This is a genomic window from Haemophilus parainfluenzae (assembly GCF_003253005.1).
Classification (GTDB): domain Bacteria; phylum Pseudomonadota; class Gammaproteobacteria; order Enterobacterales; family Pasteurellaceae; genus Haemophilus_D; species Haemophilus_D parainfluenzae_M.
In genome coordinates, this window is sequence record NZ_QEPZ01000002.1 from 124,176 (window position 1) to 150,461 (window position 26,286).

Consider the following 26,286-nt stretch of genomic DNA (forward strand, 5'->3'; position numbering starts at 1 on the left):
GCTCTTTTTATGAATTTTTAATCACAACTTATCATTTACAAAAAAACTAGACATGCCGTTTTGCTGTTGATGTAAATGCAATCTTATCTGGTCGATAACTAATACTCCCATATTGAAATGGTCGCCCATCAGCCAAATAAGTAGTACTCGTCACATTCACAACCATGTCATATTCACCAAGATCGATTGCATTTTTTTCTTCTTCATTTGCATAACGAAAGACAATTTTTCGTTGTGAGTGGCTAATTCTTAATTTTAATTCGTTTTCTAAATAGTGATAAATAGAATGCTCAGCGATTTCTCGGCTAATAAAAGGCACGATGCGGCGATCAAAATAAGACACTTCATGCTCAACCGCTTCACCATCAATTTCACGGAGACGAGCAATGCGGTAGAAATCGATCTGATCATTGACATTAAAGATATCCATCAATTCTTCTTCGCCTTGCACAATATATAAGCTGGTTAATATCGTTTTTACTTGGTGTGTTGAGGCACTGTTTAATTCGTTAACGGTTTTAATTTCAGAAAGCATTTGTGGCTTAGATAAGTCATGCTCTAAAACAATCGAATTTCGACCTTGTTGCTTTTGAATATAGCCATCAATTTCAAGTAGAGAAAGCGCTTTTCGAATAGTATCTTTGGAAAAACCGTAGCTTTGCATGAGTTCATTTTCACTCGGAAGTTCTTGCAATGGCGCTAAATTACCACTGTTAATTTGGGTTTTTATCTCGTTATAGACCTGCTTGTACTTGCTCATTTTTAATCCTTTTATCGACCGTTGATTCCATAGGTGTCGTCATAGCATATCATAAAATCATAAATGTTATACGTATAAAATGTGATATTAGTCACTCTTTTTCGAAAATGCTTTAAACTTTTACGTATAAGTTGTTGCATAAAAATACGGTTAGGTTAGAATGAGCCAAAATGATAACTTCCTAGAGGAAATATTATGCTTACTCGTTCAAGTGGTGTTCTTATGCACATTACCTCGTTACCAAATGCATTCGGGATTGGTAGCTTTGGGCAATCGGCTTATGATTTTGTCGATTTTTTAGTTGAAACTAAACAAACTTATTGGCAAATTCTTCCACTTACTACCACCAGTTATGGTGATTCACCTTATCAATCTTTCTCTGCAATTGCAGGTAATACTCACCTTATTGATTTTGATTTACTAATCCAAATGTGCTTGTTGAAAGAATCTGATTATGCTTCAGTCAATTTTGGTGATGATCCAACTAGCGTGGATTATGAACGTATCTTTTACGCACGCCGTCCGATTTTAGAAACAGCCGTGAAAAATTTTTTAGCGAATCAAGCATTCCAAGCAGATTTCAAGAATTTTGAGAAAAACAACCGCTTGTGGCTAGACGATTTTGCTGAGTTTATGGCAATTAAAGAGCATTTCGGCAATCAAGCATTGCAGAAATGGGATGATAAAAAAGCGGTAGCACGTGATCCAAAAACATTAGAAAAATATCGCACCATGTTAGCGGATCAAATTCAGTACTTTAAAGTAACGCAATATTTCTTCTTCAAACAATGGAGTGAGTTAAAAGATTACGCTAATCAAAGGGGCATTAAGATCATCGGTGATATGCCGATTTATGTGGCGGCAGATAGCGTAGAAGTTTGGACAAAACCAGAACTCTTCCAATTAGATAAAGAACGTAACCCGCTTTTTGTTGCGGGGGTTCCAGCCGATCAATTCAGTGCAACAGGGCAGCTTTGGGGCAACCCGCTTTACGATTGGGAAGAGCATAAAAAACAAGGCTATGCGTGGTGGATTCATCGTATTGAAGAAAGCTTCAAAATTTATGATGTACTTCGCATCGACCATTTCAAAGGTTTTTCCGATTATTGGCAAGTGGATGGAAAAGCCGATATTGCCAAATATGGTAGTTGGCAACCAGGTCCAGGCTATGATTTATTCAAAGCCGTTAAAGAGCAATTGGGTGACTTACCAATTATTGCCGAAGATTTAGGTAATATTGATGATAAAGCCAGAAAATTGCTTGCAGATTGTAATTACCCAGGTATGAAGATCCTACAATTTGGTTTTGAAGATGTCAGCGGAAAAAGCTTAGATAGCCCGCATTATTGCATCCCGCATTCCATTGTTTATACCGGTACACATGATAACGATGTGACTAATGGTTGGTATAACGGACTTACCGAACAACAGCAACAATATATTAATGATTATACGCATCGTAGTAAGGATGAATCGATTTGCCAGACGATGATTCGTCAGCTCTTTGCAACGGTCAGCAATACAGCGATTGCCACAATGCAAGATGTTTTAGATTTGCCTGCTAGTTCAAGAATGAATGTTCCTTCAACAATTGGTGGAAACTGGCAATGGAGAATGCAACAATCAGATTTAACACAAGATAAAAAAGACTTTTTAGCAAAAATGACCACGTTATATCAACGTGCTAATCAGGAAAACCCAATGATTAAATTTAGTACATTTGTAAAAAATGAAACAAATAAGTCGCTTGAGCAATTAAGTGATAAAGAAACTTATATTCAATTATTAAATTACGTAAAAGCACTTTCTGCAGATAAACCTAAAAACACGGGTAAACGTAAGGTTTACTATATCTCAGCTGAGTTTTTAATTGGTAAATTACTTTCTAATAACCTGATTAACCTTGGTGTGTATCAAGATATCAAAACAGAATTAGCAAGTGCGGGTAAATCATTAAGCCATATTGAAGATATTGAGCCAGAACCGTCTTTAGGAAATGGTGGGTTAGGTCGTTTGGCTTCTTGTTTTATTGATTCTATGTCTACGCTTGGCTTAAATGCTGAGGGGGTAGGTTTAAATTATCATTATGGCTTATTTAAACAAGTCTTTAAAAAGAATGAACAACATGCCGAGCCTAATGATTGGATTGAGGATAACTCTTGGTTAATTCCAACAGATATTAGCTATGAGGTGCCATTTAAGAAATTTACGTTAACCTCTAAACTAGATCGTATTGATATTCTAGGTTATAAGAAAGACACGAAAAACTATCTCAATTTATTTGATATTAAATCAGTGAATCCTAAACTGATTAAAAAAGGTATTGAGTTTGATAAAACTGCGATTGAAGAAAATCTAACTTTATTCCTTTATCCAGATGATTCAGATAAAAACGGTGAATTGCTACGTATTTATCAACAATACTTCATGGTATCAAATGCTGCACAATTATTAATTGATGAAGCGATTGCGCGCGGAAGTAATTTACATGATTTAGCTGATTATGCGTATGTACAGATCAATGATACTCACCCTTCAATGGTGATTCCTGAATTAATTCGCTTATTAACGGAAAAACATAAAATTAAGTTTGCAGAAGCTGTTGAAATTGTACGTAATATGGTGGGCTATACCAACCATACGATTTTGGCTGAAGCGCTAGAAAAATGGCCGTTAGATTATCTAGATGAAGTGGTGCCGCATTTAGTGGTGATCATTAAAAAATTAGATGAATTAGTGCGTGCGGAATATCAAGATCCAGCCGTACAAATTATTGATAAACAAAAACGTGTGCATATGGCGCATATGGACATCCACTTTTCAAATTCTGTGAATGGTGTGGCGGCATTACATACAGAGATTTTGAAAAATTCAGAGCTTAAAGCGTTCTATGCGTTATATCCTGAAAAATTCAATAATAAGACAAACGGTATTACCTTCCGCCGTTGGTTAGAATTTTCTAACCAACCATTAGCGGCTTATATTAAAGAATTGATTGGCGATGAGTATTTGCATGATGCAACAAAATTAGAAAAATTGTTAGCCTTTAAAGATGATAAAAAAGTTCATCAACAATTAGCGAAAATTAAGTTTGAAAACAAATTGGCATTAAAAGCATACCTTAAAGAAAATAAAGGTATTGACTTAGATGAAAATTCAATCATTGATACGCAAATTAAGCGTTTCCATGAATATAAACGCCAACAAATGAATGCGCTTTACGTGATTCATAAATATTTAGAAATTAAAGCAGGTAAATTACCAAAACGTAAAATTACCGTGATTTTCGGCGGAAAAGCGGCACCTGCTTATATCATTGCACAGGATATTATTCACTTAATTCTTTGTTTATCTGAGTTAATCAATAATGATCCTGAAGTGAATAAGTATTTAAACGTCCATTTAGTGGAAAACTATAATGTGAGCGTGGCGGAAAAACTGATTCCTGCAACTGATATTTCAGAACAAATTTCACTTGCCTCTAAAGAAGCTTCCGGTACAGGTAATATGAAATTTATGCTGAATGGTGCATTAACCTTAGGCACAATGGACGGCGCTAATGTTGAAATTGCAGAATTAGCCGGTGCTGAAAATATCTATACATTCGGTAAAGATTCAGAAAGTATTATTAAACTTTATGAAACAGCAGGTTATGTTTCAAAAGAATATTATGAAAACGACAAAGAGATTAAAAGAGCGGTTGATTTTATTCTTAATCCAGCCGTAGTGAAATTAGGGAATAAAACACGTTTAGAACGTCTTTATAACGAGTTATTAAATAAAGACTGGTTTATGACGTTAATTGATTTTAATGCTTATGTTGAAGCGAAAGAACAAATCTTAGCCGATTATGAAGATCAAGATAGTTGGAATGAGAAAGTCGTTCACAATATCGCAAAAGCGGGCTTCTTCTCATCTGACCGCACGATCGCTCAATATAATGCAGACATTTGGCATTGTGAGGGCTAAGGGGAAGCAATGAAACTACTTACCCTGAATGTACACGCTTGGTTAGAAGCTAACCAAGCGGAAAAAATAGAGATTCTTGCTGAGACTATTGTGGAAAAGGGTTATGACATCATTGCCTTACAAGAGGTTAATCAATTGATGTCGTCTCCTGCTATTTCGCCAACGTTAAAGCAAGATAACTATGGTGTCATTCTGTTAAATAAAATCAATCAACGCGTTGCACAGAAATACTCGCTTTTTTGGAGCAATTCGCATATTGGTTACGATAAATATGATGAGGGCATTGCGTTTTTAACGCGTTTGCCCGTTTATGATGTTGATGCGTTTTATTGTAGCCAACATAAACGTCTTGACTCGATTCTCTCGCGTAAAATCATTGGCTTGACGGTAGAATATCAAGCCCAGTTAATTGAATGTTATTCTTGCCATATCAATTTGCCAAATTGTGATGGTGAAAACCAACTTGATAATATTCGTTATATTGTAGAGCGAAGTCAAAGTGCGAATCTTAAAATCCTGATGGGGGATTTCAATACTGATGCAATAAGCGATCAGCAAGCTTACCAGCAGATTAAATCCTTAGGCTTATTCGATACATTTGAAATGGCAGAGAAAAAGGATAGCGGTATCACTGTGGAGAAAGCGATTGACGGTTGGAAAGGCCATAGTGAAGAAAAGCGATTAGATTATATTTTTTTAAACCAAGCAAAGAGGGTTTTATCCAGTCAGGTTATTTTTAATGGTAAAAATAAACCGATTGTTTCCGACCATTTTGGCGTAGAAGTAGCTCTCATCTTGTAGGAGAATCAATATGAAAAAAATGCTCAGTTTTGAATTTTGGCAAAAATTCGGTAAGTGCCTAATGGTTGTGATTGCTGTGATGCCAGCCGCTGGTTTAATGGTGAGTATTGGTAACTCACTGCCTTTGATTAGCGATGCGAAATGGCTAGCGCTTGTCGGAAACATTATCGCCCAAATTGGTTGGGGGATTATTGGTAACCTTCATTTATTATTTGCTTTAGCAATTGGTGGTAGCTGGGCAAATGAGCGTGCAGGTGGCGCATTTGCAGCGGGTCTTGCTTTCATTTTAATTAACTTAATTACCGGTAACTTTTTCGGTGTGAAACTTGAAATGCTAGCGGATCCAAATGCACATGTAAGTACAGTATTGGCCGGTGAAATTCCTGTGGCGAATTACTTTGTGAATGTGCTTGGGCAACCTGCGTTAAATATGGGTGTATTCGTTGGTATTATCGCTGGTTTTGTGGGTGCAACAACTTTTAACTGTTACTACAATTTCCGTAAATTACCTGAAGTACTGACATTCTTTAATGGTAAACGCTTCGTTCCTTTCGTTGTTATTTATCGTTCTGTATTAGTGGCGATCTTCCTATCACTATTCTGGCCTTTAGTTCAGACAGGAATTAATCATTTCGGTCAATGGATTGCTAACTCACAAAACTCAGCGCCAATTTTAGCACCATTTATCTATGGTACCTTAGAGCGTCTATTACTTCCATTTGGCTTACACCACATGTTGACTATCCCAATGAACTATACTTCATTAGGCGGTACTTATGAATTCTTAACAGGTGTACAACAAGGTAAACAAGTATTTGGTCAAGACCCACTATGGCTTGCATGGATTTCTGACTTAATTAACCTTAAAGACGCGGGTAATGTAACCCAATATAACGAGCTACTTTCAACCGTGACACCTGCTCGCTTTAAAGTAGGACAAATGATAGGTTCAACCGGTATCTTAATGGGTTTGACTCTCGCAATGTATATCAATGTGGATGAAGACAAGAAAAAACTCTATAAAGGTATTTTCCTTTCTTCTGCACTTGCGGTGTTCTTAACTGGTGTGACTGAACCAATTGAATACATGTTTATGTTTGTCGCCTTACCGCTTTATATTGTTTATGCGTTAGTACAAGGTTGTGCTTTCGCCATGGCAGATATTGTTGACTTACGTGTGCATTCATTCGGTAACATTGAGTTCTTAACACGTACACCAATGGCGATTAAAGCCGGTATCGGTATGGATGTGATCAACTTTATTTGGGTATCTATCCTCTTTGCAGTGGCTATGTTCTTTATCGCTAACTTTATGATTAAGAAATTTAATCTCGCGACAGCAGGCCGTAATGGTAACTATGATGCGAAAGGTTCAGATGAAGCTTCTAGCAATGAGCCCAAAGTTGCGGATGCTAGCACGCAAGTTATTCAAATCATCAACTTACTTGGCGGACGTAATAACATCGCAGATGTTGATGCTTGTATGACACGTTTACGTATTACCGTACATAATCCAGATTTAGTCGGTGATGAAGCAAGCTGGAAACAAGCGGGCGCAATGGGCTTTATTGTAAAAGGTTCTGGTATTCAAGCGATTTATGGGCCGAAAGCAGATGTCTTAAAATCTGATATTCAAGACGTGCTTTCATCTGGTATTGAAATTCCTAAAATGTAATTCAACCTAAATGCTAATTTTATTCCCGCTCTTCAAGGCGGGGATATCCTCTAAATATCTCATCTTGATATTGTTCATCTTTAATCTATCTCAAGAATCCTTTTATTTGATACTATCAACGTACAAAATATTGTCACAATTTCGGTGCTATAAAAAAATACCGCCCATTATGTAACGAGCGGTATTTGTAGTATTAGAAGGGAAGTGGTCATTAAATGATTAGCTGACCGACAATACTGCGAGTTGCTTCTTTCACTTCAGTAAGTTTCACTTTCACTAAATCCCCGATTTTGTAACGGCGTTCCCCTTGAATATACAGAGCTAATTCATCAGCATTCACTTGCATTTCATCTTTATTCGGATGCAATGTAGAAGCTGGTACGAACATGGATGCCCCATTTTCTAATAATTGAACACGTAAACCACCACGCATCACATCTTGCACTTCTGCATCAAATTCGGCATTTGATGCAACTTTATCGATAAGATAACGGCAATATAACCAATCTGCAATATCACGTTCTACTAAGCGATTTTGGCGACGAGCCTCTTGTAAACGGGCAAGCACCTCATCTTGTGGCTTATTACAAGCTTGTTGTGTCAATACTGCTTTAATTAAACGATGGTTCACCATATCAGAATATTTACGAATTGGTGATGTCCATGTCGCATACCCTTCTAAACCAAGACCAAAGTGCGGTGCTAATTCCGATTTAAATTCGGCGAAAGTTAAATAACGACGCAAACGGAATTCTAAATAGTCGCCTTCTATCGGTTCAATATCGTGGCGCATTTGGCAATAACCCTTTAAGGTTGCTAAATTTTCTACCGAATAACGATCTGCAAGCTCGGCTTGATTTTCTTCATTAGCTAAATTTGCCATTAAGAAATTATGCGAGTTTTCTAAGAATTTTTTATCAAATCCAGAGTGTGTATTAAAAATACCGGTTTGTGCTTGTTCGGCTAAGAATTGTGCAGCACAGATATTGGCGATAATCATGGATTCTTCCACGATTTGATTTGCAATACGACGATATTCCGCTTTAATTTCTTTCACTTTGCCATTTTCAGCGAGAATAAAGGAGTAATCTGGTTTCTCTTTAAATAAAAGAGAATGCGTTTTACGCCATTGAATACGTGCTTTAGTAAATTGATGTAACCAATCAATTTGTTGTGCAATTTCTGATGTTTCGGGCTGCCATGCGTTATCTGCCTGTTCTAAATAATCCGACACTTTGTTGTAAGCCAATTTCGCTTTAGATTGAACATAAGCCGAAACAAAATACGGTTTAGCTGTGATGTTGCCCGCAAGATCCGTTTCAATGTAACACACTAATGCAGGGCGAGTTTCATTTGCCATTAATGAACATAATTCATCAGATAATTCACGAGGCAACATTGGGATGTTAAAGCCTGGCAAATAATTGGTAAAACAACGCTGTTTCGCATCTTTTTCAATTTGTGAATCTAATGCAATGTAAGCCGTAGGATCTGCAATCGCAACGACTAATCGCCAGCCGGTTTGCGTACCATTTTGTTCGATAGGTTCAATGTAAAGAGCATCGTCCATATCCTGCGTGCTTTCAGAGTCAATAGTGACAAAATGAAGTGCGGTCAGATCTTCGCGAGTTTGTTGATCTAACATTTCATAACTTTCTGCACCTTGCACAGGATGACGAGATTGCTCATGACGTGCCAATGTTACCCACCAAGGGGCAAATTCATCGTCAGCTCGGCAAATAAACTGATTAATAGTGGCATAGAAAAAGCGATCATCACGTAATGGGTGCGTTTTTAAATTAGCAACCACCCAATCGCCCTCTTGTAATTCTTCTTTGACGGATTTAGCTTGTTGTGCGCCAATCGGTTGGTTGATACTTGGATGCTCCACCAAAACTTGCAATTTCTTGTCTTTATTGAACCGCACTTTTGCAATGAAACGTGTCAACATTGGCTCAATTAAGGATTCCGGCTCGGCTTGTTCTTTGTCGCCTTGCTTTTCAATGGTGGCCTTGATTTTGTCGCCGTGCATCACCTTTTTCATTGAAGGCGGCGCGATGAAATAGGTTTTCTTATCGCACTCTAAAAAACCATAGGCTTTATCTGTGCTTTTTACCACACCTTCTACATGCTCTTTGCTGTCGTGGATTTGTTGTTTAAGCTGTGCGAGTAAAGGATTATCTTGAAACATAGTTATATTTAAAAAAAGAGAAAAGGCAGACTGAAAAGCCTGCCTAAAAATAGATTGTACGAAAAATTATTCTTCGCCTAATTCGCCCATTGCAGTGATGCTAAAACCTGCATCTACGTGAACGATTTCACCGGTAATACCTGATGCTAAATCAGAACATAAGAATGCTGCTGAGTTGCCCACATCTTCGATAGTGACAGTGCGGCGTAATGCTGCGGTTTTCTCAAATGCAGAAAGCATTTTCTTGAAGTTTTTAATACCTGATGCTGCTAAGGTACGGATTGGACCCGCAGAAATCGCATTCACACGAATACCTTCTTTACCTAAATCAGCTGCCATCACGCGAGTTGCCGCTTCAAGAGACGCCTTCGCTAAACACATGACGTTGTAGTTAGGAATTGCGCGCTCAGCACCTAAGTAAGAAAGGGTTAATAACGCTGCATTTGGATTTAAGTAAGGACGTGCCGCTTGTGCCATTGCAACGAAACTGAATGCACTGATGTCGTGAGCAATACGGTAGCCTTCACGAGTTGCTGCGTTTACGTAATCACCATCTAATTGATCGCCTGGTGCGAATGCGATAGCGTGTACGAAACCATCAAATTTTTCCCAACGTTTGCTTAATTCAGCAAAGCAGTTTTGGATGCTTTCATCGGTCGCTACGTCTAAAGGTAATACGATGTCAGAACCAAATTCTTTTGCAAATTCTTCTACGCGTGGTTGTAATTTATCGTTTAAATAAGTGAAAGCAAGTTCAGCGCCTTGTTCTTTCATTGCTTTTGCGATCCCGTAAGCAATAGAACGGTTGCTTGCAAGACCTGCCACTAAAATACGTTTACCAGTTAAGAAACCCATATTTTTTCCTATGTTTGAGTTAAAAAAATCGACAAGATTATACTTGTTTTGTGTGCTTTCGGCAATTAATCACACGTTGTACCAGTTAGGCCGGATTATCAATATCTTTAAATTCTACATCCAGACCATATTCCGTTGCCAACCATTCACCTAATGCTTTGATACCATAGCGTTCAGTCGCATGATGACCCGCCGCAAAGAAATGAATACCTTGCTCACGAGCAGAGTGAATTGTTTGCTCCGAAACCTCACCGGTAATAAAGGCATCACAACCTTGTGCTGCAGCTAAATCAATATAGCCTTGTCCGCCACCGGTACAAATGCCAATTTTACGGATTAAGTGCGGTCCATTTTCGATGCAAATTAACGGTTTGCGTTGAAGCACTTGTTCAATACGTTGTGCAAATTCTTCAGCGGTAATGGGATCTTTTAATGTTCCCCAAACAGGAATGCTGGTTGTGCTATTTTCTAAAGGTTGAAGATCGCCAATCCCTAATAACTGAGCAAGTTTTGCATTGTTGCCTAATTCTGGGTGAACATCCAGAGGCAAGTGGTAGCCGTATAAATTAACGTCATTCACAAGCAGGGTTTTGATACGTTTGCCTTTCATGCCACGAATACAAGGGTTTTCACTTTTCCAAAAATAGCCGTGGTGGACAAGTACCGCATCAGCTTGTTTTGCAACAGCATAATCAATTAGTGCTTGGCTTGCGGTGACACCCGTAATGATCTTTTTGATCTCCGCTTTGCCTTCTACTTGCAAACCGTTAGGCGCGTAATCGTTAATTCTGTCTGTGCTAAGTTTTTCGTTTAGTAAACGTTCAAGTTCTAGATTGTTCATGATTTCTAAGAAAAAAGAAAAAGGTGAGATATGGTAAGAGATTTCAAAAAAAATGGCTAGTGCAAAAGGAGTGGGGGGAATGCACTAGCCAGTAGTGTGTTTGTCATAACACAAGTTTACTATCTAAAACGAGACTCATTATATATTTAATTATATAAAGATCAAGAAAAAAATAAGGAAAACTTTCCTTATTTTTCGATATGTCGTTTTAGCATTCAAAAACAGATGAAAAATCAACCGCACTTATGAGTATAAACTCGGCTCATCTTCAGTTGGACGGGTTTTAAATCGGCGATGTAGCCACATGTATTGTTCCACACCTTTTAAGATTTCTTTTTCCACGACTTTATTCATTCTTGTAGCGATCGCCGTTTCATCTGAAAGATCAGAAAAATCCACTGGAGGAGAAATACTGACCGTATAGCCTGAACCATCTTTATTACGCAATGGGGCAAAAGGCACGACTTTACAATTTGGTGCGGATTTAAGTAGATAGTAACTCCCCATCGTGGTTGCCGCTTCTTGTACAGCAAAGAACGGTACAAATACGGCATTTTTTCTGCCGTAATCATGATCAGGGGCATACCAAATGGTTTCACCTTTGCGTAAAGCTTTGAACATTCCACGTAGATCTTTTCGGTTCAGCATATCTTTATTTGAACGTAAGCGACCTTTAATTTGTAACCAGTCCAGTACAGGATTGTCATTTGGACGATAAACACCTATTCCAGGATGATGTAAGCCCACAATACGGGCGCCTAACTCAAGAGTGAGGAAATGAACACCCACAAAGATAATGCCGTCTTGAGCATTTTCTTTTAAATAATTTAAGCCTTCAATTTTTGACCATTTTTTAATGCGCGCATCAGACCAAAACCACGCCATGCCGGTTTCAATAATCGCCATACCAACAGCACGCAAGTTTTCTTGCAAAATGGCTTCACGTTCTTGCTCGGGCATTTCTGGGAAGCAGAGCTCAAGATTTCGGCGAGCAATCGCTGCACGACGTTTTCCCACTTTTAGTTTTGAGAAAAGCCAGCCTAAGCCGTTGCCGATGTGACGTAAAATTGGATAGGGAAGTAACAAAAGGCTTCGCCAAATCGCCACACCAAGCCAAAAGCCCCAGTATTTAGGTGCAAGAAAGTGAGGTTGAAATTGAGGGAGTTTTTCGTTTTTCATAATTCTTTTCTGGTTAGTTCGGCGTGTAGTTTATCGCAAATTTGAGTTGTGGTAAAATTGCACCAAATTTTTATTATTCCAACAGAGAGATTTCAAAATGGCTCAATATTCTGCCAATTTTAATCAAGCGAAAGTATTAGTGTTAGGCGATGTCATGCTTGACCGTTACTGGTTTGGTGCAACTAATCGTATTTCGCCAGAAGCACCGGTTCCTGTGGTTCGCGTACAAAATAACGAAGAACGCGCAGGTGGTGCAGCAAACGTGGCGATGAATATTGCTTCTCTTAATGTACCCGTACAAATTTTGGGCTTAATTGGTCAGGATGAAACAGGTTCTGCCTTAACGAATTTATTACAGCATCAAAAAATTGATTGTAATTTTGTGGCATTGGATTCTCACCCAACTATTACGAAATTACGTATTTTATCCCGCCATCAACAGTTACTTCGTTTGGATTTCGAAGAAGATTTCCAAAACGTAGAATGCCAAGAGTTGCTAGCGAAATTAGAAGTTGAAGTGAAAAATTTCGGTGCGTTAGTGCTTTCGGATTACGGTAAAGGCACGTTAAAAGATGTGCAAAAGATGATCCAAATTGCACGCAAAGCGAACGTGCCCGTGTTGATCGATCCAAAAGGCACGGATTTTGAGCGTTATCGTGGTGCGACTTTACTGACACCAAATATGTCAGAGTTTGAAGTGGTGGTAGGTAAATGCAGTTCTGAAGAAGAAATCATTGAGAAAGGTTTAAAATTAATTTCAGACATAGAATTGACCGCACTTTTAGTGACGCGCTCTGAAAAAGGCATGACATTACTTCGTCCAAATCAAGAACCATTCCATTTACCAACGCTTGCAAAAGAAGTGTTTGATGTAACGGGGGCAGGCGATACCGTAATCAGTGTATTAGCAACCGCACTTGCAGATGGTCGTTCTTTTGAAGAATCTTGCTACTTAGCCAATGTGGCGGCAGGTATTGTGGTCGGTAAATTGGGAACATCAACCGTTTCTACTGTGGAATTAGAGAATGCAATCCATGGCCGTTCTGAAACAGGTTTCGGTATTATGTCAGAAAGCCAATTAAAAACTGCAGTAGCTCATGCTAAAGCGCGCGGTGAGAAAATTGTGATGACAAACGGTTGTTTTGATATTCTTCACCCTGGCCATGTGTCTTATTTAGAAAATGCTCGCAAACTTGGCGATCGTTTAATTGTTGCCGTGAATACGGATGATTCAGTCAAACGCTTAAAAGGTGAAAATCGTCCAATTAACAATCTGAATGCACGTATGGCAGTATTGGCTGGTTTAGCTTCAGTGGATTGGGTGGTCTCTTTTGATGAAGATACACCACAACGTTTAATCGGCGATATTTTACCGGATTTATTGGTAAAAGGTGGCGATTACAAACCAGAAGAGATTGCTGGCAGTAAAGAAGTATGGGCGAACGGCGGTGATGTTCTCGTATTGAATTTCGAAAATGGCTGTTCAACTACAAACGTAATTGAAAAAATTAAAGCGCTGAAAGATTAATTTATTAAGGAATGAGTAGAATAAAGCTTGCCTTTATCCTGCTCAATCGTTAAAATTCAGGCTCCTTGTCATCGCTGAGTTAGAGATCGGCGAATGATGTATTAATAACACTACCTTTTAGGAGTAAAAAATGTCTCTAAGTACTGAAAAAAAAGCAGCAATCGTTGCTGAATTTGGTCGCGATGCGAAAGATACTGGTTCTTCTGAAGTTCAAATCGCATTATTAACTGCACAAATCAACCACTTACAAGCTCACTTTGCTGAGCACAAAAAAGACCACCATGGTCGTCGTGGTTTATTACGTATGGTTTCTCGTCGTCGTAAACTTTTAGACTACTTAAAACGTACTGATCTTGCTTTATACCAAAGCACTATCGCTCGTTTAGGTTTACGTCGCTAATTTTTATTACGATAGTAAAAATAAAAGCCTTCGGATTACCGAGGGCTTTTTTATTTTCAGCATATTGGAAAAATAAAAAGCGGTCAAAAATTTGACCGCTCTTTTTTAGTTCATTAGTTTGCAATGCCTTTATGACGAAGCAATGCGTCTAGTTGAGGTTCACGTCCACGGAAGCGTTTGAATAATACCATTGGTTCTTCAGAGCCACCGCGAGTGAGAATTTCATCTAAGAAGGATTTACCCGTAACTGGATTGAAAATCCCTTCTTCTTCAAAACGAGAGAAGGCATCAGCAGATAGCACTTCAGCCCATAAATAGCTGTAATAACCGGCCGCATAACCGCCCGCAAAAATATGGCTAAAGCTATGTGGCGCTCTTGCCCATTCAACACCTTTAATCACGGCAACTTTATCTTTCACAGCTTTTAAGGTATCAAGCACTTGGTTAGCTTTACCCACTTCAAAAGTATGATGAAGGGTAAAATCAAACAAGCCAAATTCAAGCTGACGTAACACAAACATTGCCGCTTGATAGTTTTTCGCTTTGAGAAGTTGATTTAATTTTTCTTCTGGCAATGGTTCGTGCGTTTCAAAGTGACCCGAAATAAAATCAAGGGCTTCTTTTTCCCAACACCAGTTTTCCATAAATTGACTTGGAAGTTCTACCGCATCCCAAGGTACACCATTGATACCCGCAACATCTGGCACATCAACTTTGGTGAGCATATGGTGAATACCATGACCAAACTCGTGGAATAGAGTGGTGACTTCATCATGGGTGAATAGCGCAGGTTTATCACCAATAGGCGCGTTGAAGTTACACGTTAAATAGGCAACTGGTTTTTGAATTGAACCGTCGGCATTGCGTTTTCTGCCGATACAATCATCCATCCATGCGCCGCCACGTTTATTTTCACGCGCATAAAGATCGAGATAGAAACTGCCACGTACTTCATCGTTTTCATCAATTAAATCAAAGAAACGTACATCTTTGTGCCAAGTATCTACACCAAAACGTTCAACTGCACGAATATTAAAAATACGTTTAATTAATTCAAATAAACCCGAAATAACGCGATCTTCAGGGAAATAAGGACGAAGTTCTTCGTCATTGATCGCATATAAATGTTGTTTTTGTTTTTCAGAATAGAAACTGATATCCCAAGGCGCAAGTTCAGTGACGCCAAATTCTTTTTCACAATAAGCTTTGAGTTCAGCTAATTCTTTCTCACCTTGTGCTTTTGAACGATCCGCAAGGTTATTTAAGAAGTCTAACACTTGTTGTGAATTCTCTGCCATTTTGGTAGCAAGTGAGCGTTCAGTATAGGTATTGAAACCTAGCAATTTAGCTAATTCCACGCGTAACGTCATGATTTCTTCAATAATCGCCGTATTATCCCATTTACCTGCGTTTGGACCTTGATCAGAAGCGCGAGTCGCATAAGCACGATACATTTCTTCGCGTAATGCTGCATTTTCACAATAGGTCATGATTGGCAAATAACTTGGGATTTCTAACGTAAAGCGATAGCCTTTCAAGCCCTTACTTTCTGCAGATTGTTTTGCAGCAAGTAATGCTGATTCAGGAAGACCCGCTAATTCACTTTCATCTTCAATGACTTTTTCCCAGCCCATGGTGGCATCGAGTACATTATTACTAAATTGTGAGCTTAATTCAGATAAGCGAGCAACAATCTCTCCATAACGTTTTTGTTTTTCTTCGGATAAACCGATACCTGAAAGTTCAAAATCACGTAATGCGTTTTCAATGGCTTTCTTTTGTGCGACTGAATAAGTCGCAAATTCAGGGCTATTTTTTAAGGCTAAATAGGCATTGTATAACCCTTCGTGTTGGCCTACCCAAGTACTGTATTCAGAGAGTAGTGGTAAGCAAGCTTGGTACGCATCACGTAATTCAGGGCTGTTTTTAACTGAATTTAAATGGGAGATTGGTGACCAAGCACGGCTTAAGTGCTCGCCTGCTTCAGAAAGCGGTTCAATAAAGTTTTCCCAAGTAAAGTGCGGTTGTTTTAGCACTTGTTCTATAGCTTGACGATTTTCTTCGATAAGTTTTTCAATTGCTGGTTGAATGTGTTCCGGTTTGATTTGAGAAAACGGAGGTAAGCCTTCAATATGAAGTAATGGATTAGACATAAATATTCCTTTTGCTAATAGTTTCTTTAATAAATTGCGGCAAATTCTATAATATCAAGGTTGAAAAATCTAAAAAATCAGTGATAATTGCGTATCACTTTTATTTAGGATTTATGATGGACGGCACTTCCTTTTTTTCTATTATCATTTTTTCTGGCATCATTGCTCTTGCGATCGTTGTAGGTGTTGTTTCACTTAAGTTTTTCCCAAAAACGTCTTTAACCAAGGCCGTGTATGTTGTTCTTGGATGCATTTCTTTAATATTAGGTGTTATTGGTATTTTTTTACCTATTCTTCCGACAACACCTTTTTTACTGCTTACACTTTATTCTTTTGCGAAAGGTTCTTCTCGTTTAGAACAATGGTTTTTAGGAACGAAGCTTTATCAAAAGCACCTGAAATCCTTTAATGAACGTCGTGCATTGACGAAAAAAGCAAAAATTTCTATTCTAACCTTTTCAACTACGATGCTTTTAATTGGCTTTTACTTTACCCCAAGTGTAATGGGTCGAACGATTATTGCCATTTTAATTGCGGTAAAATATTGGTTCTTTTTCTTTTGGATTAAAACAGAAGACGTTAAAAATGGATAATTCTTTCCTTAATTGGCTTAAAAGTGCGGTCATTTTCGGTATCGTTTTTGGATTGAGTGGTTGTGATAAATTAAACAGCCAGAAATCGATAAACACAGAAACGGATGAGCAACCAACACAAAGCCAGTCTATCAAACAAGAGAATACTTCAAAACTGAACCGTACTTTACTGACTCGGGCGTTTACTCATCCTCCTTCTTTTGAGCCTTGGTTTGTTCGTTATCCAGAACAAGAGGGCTTATTACGTGATTTGTATGAAGGTTTAACCGCTTATGATCCGGAAGGGAGAATAGTGCCGGGTATCGCAGAAAGTTGGCAAACAAAAGACAACAAAACCTGGATCTTTACCTTGCGTGAAGGGCTTCGTTGGTCAAATGGCGATCCTTTAGTTGCCCAAGATGTCATGCTTTCTTGGCAAGCACTGTCTCAATCAAATAGTCCTTTAAGATCTTATTTAGCTTATCTCAATTTAAAAAATGCGAAAGGCGTTTTAGAGAAAAATAAACCTTTCAGGAGCTTAGGAATTTATGCGGAAAATGACCGCACTTTACGCATTGAGCTCGATAAAGCAACGCCTTATTTACCGGAAATGTTGGCGCATATCAGTCTTGTGCCTCAATATCGCGATCCTGATTCCCCGGTGACAAACGGGGCTTATATGATCGAAAGCGAAAGCGTGAAAAGCATACACTTAACTAAAAATCCCTATTATTGGCAGAAAAATAATGTGGCTTTTGAGCGTGTAGAATATTTGCCTTTTATCGCCACTAAATTATCTGACTTTGATGTGGTGGTTGATGTACCAGAAGTGCACGCTGACCTTCAACATTTCCCACAGCTTTGCAGTTATTTTTATGAATTTAATCTCAACGATCCTAAAGTTGCTAAGGCCGATGTGCGCAAGGCGATTGCTTCGTTGGTCTCTGTCACCAATATCGTGAATAATGAGATTCCCGCGGCAATTCCGAGTTCGTATTTTTTACCGAAAGCCATGTTAAATGGCCAAGATTCAAGATGGGAGCCCGTTGTTGCCGAGCAGCTATTGGCTCAAAATAAAATTAATGAAAGACATCCGCTACACTTAAATGTGCTTTATGATGAGACGCCATTGCATGTAAATATCGCACAACGTTTAGTCGGGCAATTAACGCAATCAGATATGTTGCGTGTGGATGCACAACCAGTCAGTTGGCAAACGTTACAAGCTAAACGTCAAAAAGGTGATTTCCAAGTCATTCGTTCTGGTTGGTGTGCGGACTTTAATCATCCAATGGCATTCTTGAGTTTGTTCTATTCTAAAAGTCCTGATAATAAAAATGGCTATGCCAATGCGGAATATGACCAACTTTTTGAGCAAGCATTGAAAAGTTTAAATGAAAAAGAGCGGTCAGAAATTTACTTAAAATTAAGTGAGAAGATCCAACAGGAAAACCTTGCTTTACCGATTTTCCAATACACCACGCCAGTTTATCTTTCTCCAACTATTATGGGGGCGAAGAAAAATCCGGTGGGCGTCATTTACAGTAAGGATCTATGGCGAAAAGTTGAAAGCTAAAGCTGATTAAGAAAGTTGTTCATGATGTGGTGAACAACTTTTTTTATTAAATTTAATAAAAGCGTAGAGTAACACTATTTACTTTTTATTTTTATACGATACAATACACAACAAATCAACCTAGAGGGAAATCTTTATGTTAAAAATGAATGATTTGGTTAAGCTTAGTCAGACACCAAAATCCACGGTGCTGTACTATGTGAAAGAAGGTTTGTTGCCAGAACCACTAAAAGATAAACCGAATTTTCATCTCTATGATGAATATTGTGTAGAGTTGCTTAGTTTTATTAAATATCTACAAAGCAATTTCAATGCGACGATTTCACAAATTAAAGCACTTTTTGCTCATCCTCATTTTGATTGGAATAATCCTTATGAAAGCCTTATTGGATTATTGGATATCATCATGGGCGCTGAAAATGAAGTGTTCACTATTGAGCAATTATGTGAAGAATTTCATCTTTCTGCTAAACAAATCGAAGACATGGTAGCGGAAGGCTTATTGAATCCTCGTGACGGCATTTTTACAGCAAAAGAACGTGATATTTTGGCGATCTTGGCTCGTTGTGATGAAGCCGAAATGGAGGTAGTGAAAGCTTATTTAGCTGCAGCAAACATGTTAGCAGAAAAAGAGGTGAATGTGACTTTAGCGGCATTAGCTAATAGCGAACAAAAAGATGAAAAATTAAAACATTTATTTGATTTATTGTTGGTGTTAAAACCTTATCTCTTGAATATGAAAACCTTTAATCTTTATCAAGCGGAGAGTGCGAAATGAAACTCTTAAAATATACTGGCTTTGTACCTTATTTGGCCATTGCCTTTATTAATGCCAGTGTGGATTTGGCGCATAAAATTACCATTCAAAATGTATTACTGAAAAGTTTTTCAGGTGAGAGTTTGGTTGTTTTAACGGCATTAATTAATGCGATGATTTTATTGCCGTTTATTTTCTTATTTTCGCCTTCGGCATTTATTAACGATAAATTTTCTCGCACCAATGTGATTCGTTATAGCAGTTTAGCGGCTGTGGTGATCAGTGCTGGGATTTTATTGAGTTATATGACGGGTATGTTTGCTATTTCCTTTGTACTGACATTGATTTTGGCAGCGCAAAGTGCGGTCTATTCTCCAGCCAAATATAGCATTATTAAATCAATTGTGGGCACTGAAAATATTGGTATGGCAAATGGTGTTATTCAAGCGCTTACTATTGTGGCCATTCTATTTAGTTCTTTTGCTTTTTCTTTCTTCTTTGAAGCGCATTATGTGGCATCAGATGATCCGAATGAAGTATTACAAAGTGTTTGGGTGATAGGTGTAGCATTAGTATTACTGAGTGCACTAGAAGCCTATTTTGCGTTTAAAATCCCATTCTTTAATCAAGAAGCTGAAAATACGGATGGCCAGTTTGATATGAGAAAATACCTTTCTTTAGGGTATTTAAAAGATAACGTTCGCACATTAAAAGCAGATCAAAATATTTGGTTGAGTGTTATTGGATTAAGCCTGTTTTGGGGCGTGTCACAAATTATTGTGGCGGCATTCCCTGCGCATTATAAAGCAATGTTCAATGAAGATAATGCTGTTGTCATTCAAGCGATTCTTGCGGTGAGCGGCATAGGGCTTGCGCTTGGTTCATATCTTGCTGGACGTGCTTCTCGTTTACATATTGAGTTAGGTATTGTTCCGCTTGGTGCATTGGGTATTTGTGTATCATTATTCTTCTTAACTCTCGCACAAAGTGGAGTGGTATTAGCACTTTGTTCTTTTATCTTTGGTTTCTCTGGCGGTTTATTAATCGTGCCACTAAATGCGACTATTCAGTATTTCGCACCAGAGAAAATCAGTGGCAAAATCATGGCAGGTAACAACTTTGTACAAAACGTGTTCATGGTGGTCTTTTTGCTATTAAGCATTGTTTTTGTACAACTTAATATTTCGACTCAAGGTTTATTCTTAGTGACTTCTGCTACATGTTTTGCTGCAAGTTTATATACCATGTCGAAAGTGCCTCATTTATTTACGCGTTTATTCTTGCTCTTTGCATTAAAAGCGAATTACCGCTTTCATGTGGATGGGTTAAAAAATCTTCCACAAAGTGGTGGCGTGTTGTTATTAGGTAACCATATTAGCTGGATTGACTGGTTAGTATTACAAGCGGCTAGCCCGCGTGCGATTAAATTTGTGATGTATCGTCCAATTTACAACAAATGGTATCTCACTTGGTTCTTCCGTATTTTCAAAGTGATCCCAATTGGTGGCGGTTCAAGCCGTGAATCTATTGAAACCATTCGTGAATATTTAGCGCGTGGTGAAGTAGTGGCTTTATTCCCTGAAGGTCATATCAGCTATAACGGTCAAATCAATGAGTTCCAAAAAGGCTTTGAGCACGTATTAAAAGATTTAGAGAATGTGACGACTGTTCCTTTCTATTTACGTGGATTATGGGGCAGCAGCTTCTCCCGTGCGGATTCTTTCTATAAGAATTTAACTAAACGTCAAGGAAAACGTGAAATTTTAGTGGCATTTGGTAAACCAATTCATGGCTTTATTGATGCGACAGCGATGAAGCAAAAAGTACTCGAACTTTCTTTCTCCGTATGGGAAAAAGTTATGAGTAAACGTAAACCGCTGATGCATCATTGGTTGAATTCAGCAAAATCGAATTTATTCAAAGAAGCGACCGTGGATGCACAAGGCACTAAATTGAATAACCTGAAATTTATTGCTGCAGTACTAATGTTTGTGAAAACCTTGAAAGCTGCTTTAGGGAATGAAAAAAATATCGGTGTGTTATTACCAAGTTCATCAATCGGGGCAATTATTAATATGACCCTAATGGTGATGGGCAAAGTACCGGTAAATTTAAACTACACGCTAAGCCCAGAAGTGATGGAAAAAGCGTTGAAAAAAGCCAATATTTCGCAAGTCATTACCTCTGAAAAATTCTTGGATAAGTTGAACGCAAAAGGTTTTGACTTTAGCCAAGTGATGGCTGATAAAGCCCTCTTTATGGAAAATTTAGGGAAATCGATCACCAAGGTTGATAAAGTGCGGTCATTTTTAACAGCATTTTTGGCGCCACAATGGTGGATTAAATTACGTTACTTTGCAGATGTAAGCTTGGAAGATAATGCAACCATTTTATTTAGTAGTGGCAGTGAAGGTGATCCAAAAGGCATTGAGTTAAGCCATAAAAACTTACTGACAAACATTAAACAGATCGGTGAATTATTAAACTTCCACAAAGATGATGTGATTTTGAATTCCTTACCCATTTTCCACTCATTCGGCTTAACAGTAACAACTTTATTGCCATTGTGTGAAGGCATTAAAATGGTAAGTGTAGCGGATCCGACAGATGGGGCGACAGTAGGAAAAATGTGTGCTCGACATCGGGTGAGTATTTTATTCGGTACTTCAACTTTCTTTAGATTGTATGTACGCAATAAGAAATTCCATCCGTTAATGCTACAAAACGTGCGTATGGTTATTGCGGGTGCCGAAAAATTGAAAGCCGATGTAAAAGAAGCCTTCAAACTTAAATTTGGCTTGGACATTTACGAAGGCTATGGCGCAACTGAAACAGCACCGGTAGCTAGTGTAAATATGCCTAATTTACTTGATCCGGAAACCTTACAAGAATTTACCTTCAATCAAGCTGGTACAGTCGGCATGCCATTACCAGGCACCATTATTAAAATTGTGGATCCGGAAAGCTTGCAAGAATTACCAGTCGGCGAAGACGGTTTGATCTTGATTGGTGGTGGACAAGTCATGAAAGGTTATTTGAATGCACCAGAAAAAACAGCAGAAGTGATTGTTGAAATTGACGGTGTACGTTATTACAAAACTGGTGATAAAGGCCATATCGATCATAACAGCTTTATTACCATTGTGGATCGTTATTCTCGATTTGCTAAGGTCGGCGGTGAAATGATTAGCCTTGGCAGCGTGGAAGAGAAACTTTCACAAGTATTTGATGAGGAAAATCAATTTGTTGCCGTTGCCTTGAGCGATGATAAAAAAGGCGAGAGCATTGTACTTTTAATCAAATCTGCACTTTCTTTAGATGAGATTAATGAACGTATTAAAGGATTAAATGTACCGCCGATTATGCTCCCAAGCCAAGTCTTCTTAGTGGATGAAATTCCGATGCTAGGAAGTGGTAAAGTGGATTTCAAAGGTGCGAAGAATTTAGCCATGAATTTGGTTAAGTAAAGAAAATCGTAATAAATAAAAGAGCGGTCAATTTGATTTGACCGCTCTTTTTATTGATAGATAAATAAATTATTCTACTTTTACAATCCAGCCTTCAGGTGCTTCCACATCACCGAATTGGATACCGGTTAACTCGTTGTAAAGCTTACGTGTAACAGGACCTACTTCAGTTTCTGAATAGAACACGTGGAATTTGCCTTTGTGTTGAATACCGCCTACTGGCGTAATCACTGCGGCAGTACCACAAGCTCCTGCTTCAGCAAATTGATCAAGTTGATCGATATACACGTCACCTTCAATGGCTTCCATACCTAAACGTTCTTTTGCAATGTGAAGTAATGAGTATTTAGTTATACTTGGTAAAATAGATTCAGATGCTGGTGTGATAAATTTATTATCTTTGGTGATACCAAAGAAGTTTGCCGCACCCACTTCTTCAATTTTAGTATGTGTTTTTGGATCGAGATAGATCGCATCAGCGAATTTACGTTCTGGCGTACCTTCTTCTGCGGCTAGTTCATGTGGAAGCAAACTTGCTGCATAGTTACCACCTACTTTTACACCACCAGTACCCATAGGTGCAGCGCGGTCGTAATCAGTCGTAATGAAGTTAGATGGTGCTAAACCACCTTTGAAATAAGCGCCAACAGGGCAGCAGAATACAGAGAAAATAAATTCAGGTGCGGTTTTTACACCGATATTTGCGCCGGTCCCAAAGAGAAATGGACGTAAATATAATGTTGCGCCAGATCCGTAAGGACCTAACCATTCTTGGTTTGCTTTCACCACTTCTTTACAAGCACGGATAAATAATTCTGTTGGCACTTGTGGCATTAATAAGCGATCAGACGTGTGTTGCATGCGTTTTGCATTTTGATCTGGACGGAATAGATTGATTGAACCGTCTTTACAACGATAGGCTTTTAAGCCTTCAAAGCATTGTTGGCCGTAGTGAATTGCAGTTGAGCCTTCATGGATATGTAGCATATTATCAGTGGTCAGTTTACCTTCATCCCATTTACCATCTTTCCAATGTGCGATGAATCGGTAATCTGTTTTGATATAACTAAATCCAAGATTGTTCCAGTCTAAGTCTTTCATTTTGCTTCCTTAATTTGTATAAATAATTTTATGAATGGAAATGCAGTTAATCTACACCATTACGATAACTATGAAAACCTTTAAACACAAAAATATTGTGATTTCTCAAAATTTTTATTGGATTTTCAAATTTGTGAAGTTGATCAGGAAATAAAATTTTGCTTATGTTAGAATGCCAGGAATAAAAAAACGCCGCTCGAAACGAGCAGCGCCTAACCAGAATGGTTTAATATATACAGGAAGTAAATGAGTAACTTAATTGTTACTCCAGTTCGGAGAACCGAACTATATGCAAACACAACATCATACTTAAGTCTGAAACTCATTAACTTGTAAGGAATTACCAATCATTAAGTATGGGTGTATTGTAGGTAGAAGGTGATGGAAGGACAAATGATGTTTTTTTATTTGACGCATAAAAAAAACTAATCCGAATTGAATCTTCATTATTATAAACTAAAATTTAGCTGTTGGGAAGAATTATGTATAAACGTTTGCCTCCCTTGAATTCATTGAAGTCTTTCGAGTCTGCTGCACGACATTTAAGCTTCACAAAAGCGGCAGATGAACTTTTTGTGACACAAGCCGCAGTGAGCCATCAAATTAAATTATTAGAAGATTTTTTAGGTGTTGAGCTTTTTATTCGTAAAAATCGTTCACTCGAATTGACGGAATTTGGGAAAGCCTACTTTGTTGATATCAATAGAATATTACGAAAATTAAATGAAGCAACCGAACGTTTATTAACACTTAAAGCAGAGCCACATTTGGCAATTAGTGTACCACAAACCTTTGGTATTCAATGGCTTGTGCCACATTTGAGTGATTTTAATAAGCAACACCCTGAAATTGAGGTACGCTTGAAGGGCGTCGATCAAGATGAAGGTTTATTGAATAAAGAAATTGATATTGCCATTTATTATGGAAAAGGTGATTGGGAAAATTTACAGGTCGATCGTTTAGGCGAAGAAAACCTCGTGATTTTAGCCGCGCCTTCATTGCTTGAGAAAATACCAGTAAGTTGTCCTAATGATTTGAAAAAGCATACGCTGATTCACACGCATACCCGAGATAACTGGCAAGCGATGGCGGATTATCTCAAATTAGATGATTTGAATATTCAGCAAGGTCCGTTATTTAGCCACACCTTTATGGTATTGCAAGCAGCTGTTCATGGGCAGGGTATTGCGTTAGCTAATCGTATTTTGGCTCAGCAAGAAATTGAAAACGGTCATTTGCAAATTGTGTTACCAACCGAATTGCGGGATCCAAAATCATTCTATGTGGTCAATCATTTAGATCGTTTAGATGATGAACAAATTCAAGCCTTTAGAAAATGGATTAAAGATTCAATTAAATTAGGAAAACATGAATAAATTAGCCTTATATTGTCGAATTGGCTTTGAAAAAGAAGTCGCCGCAGAAATTACTGACCAAGCCTCTGAGCATGGCATATTTGGTTTTGCTCGCGTAGTAGAAAACAGCGGCTATGTCATTTTTGAATGTTATCAACCGGGTGATGCAGATCGTTTAGCGCGAGAAATCCCTTTTAATCGTTTGATTTTTGCGCGTCAAATGATCGTTGTGTCAGATCTCTTAGAAAATCTCGAGCCTCAAGATCGTATCTCGCCAATTATGGCTCAATATAAAAGCATAGCAGAAGACATTAATCTTAAGCAAGCGGTAGAGTTATTTGTCGAAACAGCAGATACGAATGAAGCCAAAGAGCTTTCGACATTTTGCCGAAAATTTACCGTTCCGTTACGCCAAGCGTTGAAAAAACAAGGTTGGTTACAAGGTAAGCCGAATGCAAAGCGCGGTCAGATTTTACATTGTTTTTTTATTCAGCCGAATTGCTGCTATGTAGGGTATTCTTATCTTGGCAATAACTCTACTCATTTTATGGGGATACCACGTTTGAAATTCCCAGCGGATGCGCCAAGTCGTTCAACTTTAAAATTGGAAGAAGCGATTTTAACCTTTATTCCTCGAAATGAAGAAAGTAAACGCTTAAATGAAAATATGGTTGGCGTTGATCTCGGAGCTTGCCCTGGCGGCTGGACTTATCAATTAGTGAAGCGTGGTTTATTTGTGTATGCGGTCGATCACGGTAAAATGGCTGCCAGTTTGCATGATACCGGTAGAATAGAACATTGCCCAGAAGACGGATTTAAATTCCAACCACCAAAACGCAAGCATATTGATTGGCTTGTGTGTGACATGGTGGAGCAACCAAGTCGAATTGCGAATTTAATGGGAAAATGGTTGATTAACGGCTGGTGCCGAGAAACCATTTTCAATTTAAAATTGCCAATGAAAAAACGCTATCAAGAAGTGATGTTGTGCTTAGAAAATCTTGCAGTGATGTTGGCAGAAAAAGAACTGGAATTTGATATTCAGGCTAAGCATTTGTATCACGATCGCGAAGAGATTACGGTGCATATTGCATTAAAATAGAAAA

General features: G+C 38.3%; 18 protein-coding genes. 11 read left to right on the plus strand and 7 right to left on the minus strand.

Features of this window, described 5'->3' with window-relative positions; translation table 11 throughout:
* Positions 1-46: 46 nt before the first annotated feature.
* Positions 47-760, minus strand: a complete 714-nt coding sequence (locus DPV97_RS03110) for a UTRA domain-containing protein (RefSeq protein WP_070713710.1) — start codon at positions 758-760, stop codon at positions 47-49.
* Between the two features lie 195 nt (positions 761-955).
* On the opposite strand from DPV97_RS03110, the gene malQ reads away from it, so the two are divergent.
* From malQ to DPV97_RS03125, 3 genes are read left to right on the plus strand one after another with little or no spacing between them, the layout of a single operon-like run.
* Positions 956-4,729 (plus strand): 4-alpha-glucanotransferase, encoded by a 3,774-nt coding sequence (gene malQ / locus DPV97_RS03115; protein WP_083313288.1) that lies wholly within the window; start codon positions 956-958, stop codon positions 4,727-4,729.
* A gap of 9 nt (positions 4,730-4,738) precedes the next feature.
* Positions 4,739-5,530, plus strand: coding sequence for an endonuclease/exonuclease/phosphatase family protein (locus DPV97_RS03120; protein ID WP_070713714.1), 792 nt, complete (start codon positions 4,739-4,741; stop codon positions 5,528-5,530).
* Between the two features lie 10 nt (positions 5,531-5,540).
* Positions 5,541-7,205: a PTS transporter subunit IIBC gene (locus DPV97_RS03125; RefSeq protein ID WP_111382869.1), complete on the plus strand. Its 1,665-nt coding sequence runs from the start codon at positions 5,541-5,543 to the stop codon at positions 7,203-7,205.
* A 211-nt stretch (positions 7,206-7,416) separates the two neighbouring features.
* Here DPV97_RS03125 and rnb read toward each other — a convergent pair whose 3' ends face one another.
* From rnb to DPV97_RS03145, 4 genes are all read right to left on the minus strand, one after another.
* Positions 7,417-9,396: an exoribonuclease II gene (rnb, locus tag DPV97_RS03130; protein ID WP_111382870.1), complete on the minus strand. Its 1,980-nt coding sequence runs from the start codon at positions 9,394-9,396 to the stop codon at positions 7,417-7,419.
* Between the two features lie 66 nt (positions 9,397-9,462).
* Positions 9,463-10,251 (minus strand): enoyl-ACP reductase FabI, encoded by a 789-nt coding sequence (locus DPV97_RS03135; RefSeq protein ID WP_111382872.1) that lies wholly within the window; start codon positions 10,249-10,251, stop codon positions 9,463-9,465.
* 85 nt (positions 10,252-10,336) lie between these two features.
* A complete protein-coding gene (locus tag DPV97_RS03140) occupies positions 10,337-11,092 on the minus strand; it encodes a Nif3-like dinuclear metal center hexameric protein (protein ID WP_111382873.1) in 756 nt (251 codons plus the stop codon).
* A 243-nt stretch (positions 11,093-11,335) separates the two neighbouring features.
* The gene (locus DPV97_RS03145) at positions 11,336-12,271 is read right to left on the minus strand and encodes a Kdo(2)-lipid IV(A) acyltransferase (protein ID WP_111382875.1); all 936 of its coding nucleotides are present in this window, start codon (positions 12,269-12,271) and stop codon (positions 11,336-11,338) included.
* Between the two features lie 97 nt (positions 12,272-12,368).
* On the opposite strand from DPV97_RS03145, the gene hldE reads away from it, so the two are divergent.
* Positions 12,369-13,799, plus strand: coding sequence for a bifunctional D-glycero-beta-D-manno-heptose-7-phosphate kinase/D-glycero-beta-D-manno-heptose 1-phosphate adenylyltransferase HldE (hldE, locus tag DPV97_RS03150; protein WP_111382876.1), 1,431 nt, complete (start codon positions 12,369-12,371; stop codon positions 13,797-13,799).
* A 130-nt stretch (positions 13,800-13,929) separates the two neighbouring features.
* Positions 13,930-14,199 carry a 30S ribosomal protein S15 gene (gene rpsO, locus DPV97_RS03155; RefSeq protein ID WP_005628925.1) on the plus strand — a complete coding sequence of 90 codons (270 nt, stop codon included), beginning with the start codon at positions 13,930-13,932 and terminating at the stop codon, positions 14,197-14,199.
* Positions 14,200-14,312: 113 nt separating this feature from the next.
* On the opposite strand, the gene prlC is transcribed toward rpsO, so the two are convergent.
* Positions 14,313-16,352, minus strand: a complete 2,040-nt coding sequence (prlC, locus tag DPV97_RS03160; protein WP_111382878.1) for an oligopeptidase A — start codon at positions 16,350-16,352, stop codon at positions 14,313-14,315.
* A gap of 116 nt (positions 16,353-16,468) precedes the next feature.
* Here prlC and DPV97_RS03165 point away from each other — a divergent pair, with 116 nt between their 5' ends.
* The 4 genes from DPV97_RS03165 to DPV97_RS03180 all read left to right on the plus strand — a co-directional run bounded on the left by DPV97_RS03165 (position 16,469) and on the right by DPV97_RS03180 (position 22,724).
* The gene (locus tag DPV97_RS03165) at positions 16,469-16,945 is read left to right on the plus strand and encodes a YbaN family protein (protein WP_083313289.1); all 477 of its coding nucleotides are present in this window, start codon (positions 16,469-16,471) and stop codon (positions 16,943-16,945) included.
* Positions 16,938-18,500 (plus strand): peptide ABC transporter substrate-binding protein, encoded by a 1,563-nt coding sequence (locus DPV97_RS03170; RefSeq protein WP_070713762.1) that lies wholly within the window; start codon positions 16,938-16,940, stop codon positions 18,498-18,500. The genes DPV97_RS03165 and DPV97_RS03170 overlap by 8 nt, the downstream gene beginning before the upstream one ends.
* Before the next feature lie 136 nt (positions 18,501-18,636).
* On the plus strand, positions 18,637-19,278 hold the full coding sequence (locus DPV97_RS03175) for a MerR family transcriptional regulator (protein ID WP_070713766.1): 642 nt from the start codon (positions 18,637-18,639) through the stop codon (positions 19,276-19,278).
* Positions 19,275-22,724, plus strand: a complete 3,450-nt coding sequence (locus DPV97_RS03180) for an acyl-[ACP]--phospholipid O-acyltransferase (RefSeq protein WP_070713769.1) — start codon at positions 19,275-19,277, stop codon at positions 22,722-22,724. Before DPV97_RS03175 ends, DPV97_RS03180 begins: the two co-directional genes overlap by 4 nt.
* A gap of 69 nt (positions 22,725-22,793) precedes the next feature.
* Here DPV97_RS03180 and DPV97_RS03185 read toward each other — a convergent pair whose 3' ends face one another.
* Complete coding sequence (locus DPV97_RS03185; RefSeq protein ID WP_049362750.1) at positions 22,794-23,825, minus strand: branched-chain amino acid aminotransferase; 1,032 nt, start codon at positions 23,823-23,825, stop codon at positions 22,794-22,796.
* A gap of 482 nt (positions 23,826-24,307) precedes the next feature.
* Between DPV97_RS03185 and DPV97_RS03190 the strand changes: the two genes are divergently transcribed.
* Positions 24,308-25,201 carry a transcriptional regulator GcvA gene (locus DPV97_RS03190; RefSeq protein WP_070713770.1) on the plus strand — a complete coding sequence of 298 codons (894 nt, stop codon included), beginning with the start codon at positions 24,308-24,310 and terminating at the stop codon, positions 25,199-25,201.
* Entirely contained in the window at positions 25,194-26,282 is a 1,089-nt protein-coding gene (gene rlmM / locus DPV97_RS03195) for a 23S rRNA (cytidine(2498)-2'-O)-methyltransferase RlmM (protein WP_070713775.1), read from the plus strand. The genes DPV97_RS03190 and rlmM overlap by 8 nt, the downstream gene beginning before the upstream one ends.
* Positions 26,283-26,286 lie beyond the last annotated feature (4 nt).